The organism is Microcystis sp. M109S1, assembly GCF_020247025.1.
GTDB lineage: Bacteria > Cyanobacteriota > Cyanobacteriia > Cyanobacteriales > Microcystaceae > Microcystis.
Genome location: NZ_JADBRW010000139.1, coordinates 1 through 3123 on the forward strand (window position 1 = coordinate 1; position 3123 = coordinate 3123).

The following is a 3123-nucleotide window of genomic DNA, read 5'->3' on the forward strand; positions in this document are numbered from 1 at the left end:
ACTGATAACTGATAACTGATAACTGATAACTGATAACTGATAACTGATAACTGATAACTGATAACTGATAACTGATCACTGATAACTGATAACTGATAACTGATAACTGATAACTGATAACTGATAACTGATAACTGATAACTGATATGTTTATCATCGAAAGTTTAAAAATGGCCGTCTCCACCCTAGCGGCCAATAAAGTGCGTAGCGGCCTGACCATGTTAGGGATTATCATCGGTAACGCTTCAGTAGTGGCCATGATCGGTATTGGCCAAGGGGCGCAAACCTTAGCCAATGACCAGTTTGCTAACTTGGGACCCAATACCATTTTTGTGGTGCCAGGGTCGCGACAAGCACGCAATACCACCGTTAATTTACCGAAAACCTTGGTTTTAGCCGATGCTCAGGCGATCGCCGAACAGGTTCCCACTGTCGCTGAAGTCGCCCCGGAAATAAACGCTCGTTTCCTGATTTCCTATCGTAATCGCAACATGACGGCTCTAGTCACGGGAAGCACCCCAGAATACGCTTCTGTCCGCAATTTTACCCTAGAAAAAGGTCGTTTTATCAATAATATCGATCTAGCCCGCAACAAACGGGTAACGGTGATCGGCACTGAAGTGGCAGCGCAACTTTTTCCCACCCAAAATCCCCTCGGTCAACAGCTGAGGATCAAAAATCTCAGTTTTGAGGTGATCGGGATTTTAGAGGCGAAAGGCTCCTTTTTTGGCAATAATCAGGATGAAATGCTGATTATTCCCCTTAGCACCATGAACTCGCAACTGGTGGGCAAAACCGGACCCTACGGTGTCGAGTTGAGTTGGATTAGTCTCACAGCCCGATCGGGGGAGGAAATCCGCGCTGCTAAGTTCCAAATCCAGAATCTCCTGCGTTTACGCCATAAAATCGTGGCTGAGGATGATTTTCGCGTCGAAACTGCTAAACAGATGATCGAAATCTTCGGCACGATTACTCGGGGTCTAACCCTACTTTTGGCTTTAATCGCCGGTATTTCCCTGATTGTCGGTGGTATCGGGGTGATGAATATTATGCTCGTTTCGGTTTCGGAAAGAACTGGGGAAATCGGACTAAGAAAAGCGATCGGAGCCAGAGAACAGGATATTCTCTTACAATTTCTGATTGAATCAACTCTCGTTTCCATCGCCGGCGGTGCGCTTGGTATTCTCGTCGGTGCAGGTGCGATCGTTCTAGTCTCCAGTTTCTCTCCCCTGGCTGCCACTGTTTCCGCCAGCGCCGTCGCCCTGTCTTTGAGTGTTTCCACGGGTATTGGTCTCTTTTTTGGCGTTTTTCCCGCTTATCGTGCCTCTAAATTGCAACCGATTGTCGCCCTCAGAAGTGTATAATTTTTTAACTTCTTTTCGGGGACGTTTTTGGCAAGGATTGCTTTAATAGCGGCGTTTTTCTAATGTGTGGGACGAATTTGATAATCCCGATAACGACGATAATCATTGAGAATGCGATCGTGATCAAAGCATAAAGGTTGGGGGAATTCCCAGAGTTGAAAAATCCCGACTTTTTTGGCATCATCGGCAGCGATCGGTTGGCCTTTTGCCGTGGCGATAAAAACAATACTAATGGTGTGTTGACGTGGATCGCGGTTAGGATCGGAATAGACGTGAAATTGCTCGATTAACTGCACCTGTAAACTGATTTCCTCGTAAGCTTCCCGAATGGCCGCCGTTTCCACTGATTCACCGTAGTCCACGAATCCCCCCGGAATTGCCCAGCCAAAGGGCGGATTTTTTCTCTCAATCAGCAGGATCGGACGGTGGGGCGAGTCGATCAGTTCGATGATAATATCAACAGTGGGGGCAGGATTGCGATAGTTTGTCATTTTTTTCAGTTATCAGTGAACAGTTATCGGTAATCGGTGAATAATTTCAATTAAGACTCATAACCTTGAAATCGAATCCTTTCTAACCAGTAACTGATCAGGGATCGCTAATAAGGAGGAGAATAAAAGTTGTTAGAAAATGCCAAGAAAATTACGGTTATAGGTGGGGGAATTTGGGGACAAACTCTCGCTAATTTGGCTAGACTTAATCACTTAGCTGTTAGGGTTTGGTCGCGTCATAGTGGGGAAGATTTAGGGGCTATTATAGCAGATACTGAGGTAATTATTTCAGCAGTTTCGATTAAAGGAGTTGTTCCAACGATCGAAAAATTACAGCAATTACAATTAAATTCTCGCATAATTATCGTCACCGCTACTAAAGGATTAGAGCCAATCACCACTCGTACCCCTTTTCATCTGTGGAATCAAGCTTTTCCCGCTAATCCCCTTGTGGTTCTTTCCGGTCCCAATTTAGCTAAAGAAATTAATCAAGGTTTACCCGCTGCGACGGTGGTAGCAAGTTATGTGCAAAAAGCGGCGATATTGTTACAAAAATTATTATCTGGGGAATCTTTTCGGGTTTATCTTAATAGCGATCCCTTGGGGACTGAGTTAGGTGGCACTCTCAAAAATGTCATGGCGATCGCTTCTGGGGTTTGCGATGGTTTACAGTTAGGTACTAATGCCAAATCTGCCCTGTTAACTCGCGCTTTACCGGAAATAGTTCGGGTGGGAACTTGTCTAGGAGGTTGTCAAGAAACTTTCTTCGGTTTATCGGGTTTAGGGGATTTATTAGCTACCTGTAATAGTCCTTTATCTCGCAATTATCAAGTGGGTTATCAATTAGCTTTAGGTTTATCTTTGCCTGAGATTTTAGCAAAGTTAGAGGGAACTGCCGAGGGAATAAATACCACAGAAGTTTTGATGAGAATTGCCCAAGAAAAAAATTTATATGTACCGATTACCTGTCAAGTTGATCGTCTTTTGCGCGGGGAAATTTCTCCCCAAGTTGCCGTTTATGAATTGATGCGTCGCGATTTAAAAGCAGAATTTGATTGAGAGACAAGAGATTTTTCAGTGATCAGTAATCAGTGGGGGGTTGGGGAGTGGGGAGATGATGCCAAGTCATACTGAATCCTAACCCAATGGTAGATGTTGGATTTTGCAGGAGTTCTATTTTTTGTCAAAGATAAGCAAAAATTATCTATTGACTCCACAAGCTTGAGAATATTTAAATTAACATTCCGCAATATTTATAAATTCTTAAC

The 3123-nt window shown here is 43.9% G+C and carries 3 protein-coding genes; 2 read left to right on the forward strand and 1 reads right to left on the reverse strand.

The window, feature by feature from the left end; genetic code table 11:
• The first annotated feature begins 146 nt into the window (after positions 1–146).
• Complete coding sequence (locus IM322_RS06550; protein WP_286824619.1) at positions 147–1364, forward strand: ABC transporter permease; 1218 nt, start codon at positions 147–149, stop codon at positions 1362–1364.
• 59 nt (positions 1365–1423) lie between these two features.
• Here the strand turns inward: IM322_RS06550 and IM322_RS06555 are convergent, their stop codons facing one another.
• Complete coding sequence (locus IM322_RS06555) at positions 1424–1855, reverse strand: NUDIX domain-containing protein (protein WP_287672420.1); 432 nt, start codon at positions 1853–1855, stop codon at positions 1424–1426.
• Between the two features lie 129 nt (positions 1856–1984).
• Between IM322_RS06555 and IM322_RS06560 the strand changes: the two genes are divergently transcribed.
• Entirely contained in the window at positions 1985–2914 is a 930-nt protein-coding gene (locus IM322_RS06560) for an NAD(P)H-dependent glycerol-3-phosphate dehydrogenase (RefSeq protein ID WP_287672419.1), read from the forward strand.
• The last annotated feature ends 209 nt before the right edge of the window (positions 2915–3123 follow it).